Annotated in this window: 1 protein-coding gene; it reads left to right on the top strand. The window is 59.1% G+C overall.

Going from position 1 to position 592, the window contains the following annotated elements:
- Window positions 1-196: 196 nt before the first annotated feature.
- Window positions 197-415 carry a hypothetical protein gene (locus PA598K_RS35350; RefSeq protein ID WP_128661320.1) on the top strand — a complete coding sequence of 73 codons (219 nt, stop codon included), beginning with the start codon at window positions 197-199 and terminating at the stop codon, window positions 413-415.
- Window positions 416-592: the final 177 nt, after the last annotated feature.

Raw genomic sequence — 592 nt, 5'->3', positions numbered from 1 at the left:
GAAACTTTCGTTCGGGCGTCCGAGGCCGGTCAGATGCGCCCCGCCTCAGTGCGGGTCCGCGCAATAAGCACCGGTGCGCATCCGTTGCCGCTCCTGCCCAGCCTTGTCTAATGCCGGTCGAGCCGTTATAGTAATAGGACCGGGAGACAAGCGTCTCCGCAGATAGAGTCCATTCACACAGGAGGAGGCGGTAGGCATGGCGCGTTATCTGTTCGCATATGAAGTGAAATCGACTGGCCGTAAGGGCGAGTTCAGCTGGACGGCGGACTCGGAGGAGGCCGCTCGCGAGCTCGTGCATGCGAAGATCACGGACTTCGAGTTCACCGAGCCGGAGGACATCGTGGTCGGCGACCTGCTGGAGGTCAAGGAGACGACAGGCAATCAATATTACGAGTGCGAGGGCTGCAGCGCGTAAGGCTGTCCCGGACATGAGTCGACAAAAAAACGGTACGGAGCTGAGCTCTGTACCGTTTTTTTTGTGCGATGCCTAGAGCGATCGGTAGCCCTTCGTCGCAAGCATGGATTGCAAGGGCAGCTCTAAGGCGTCCTGGGGCGTGTTTGCAAACCTGCTTAGGGGCATCTTAGGCTGCCT

The organism is Paenibacillus sp. 598K, from assembly GCF_003851045.1.
Classification (GTDB): Bacteria; Bacillota; Bacilli; order Paenibacillales; family Paenibacillaceae; genus Paenibacillus_D.
Note: the sequence above shows the minus strand (reverse complement) of the source record. Positions and strands in the feature narration are given on the sequence as shown.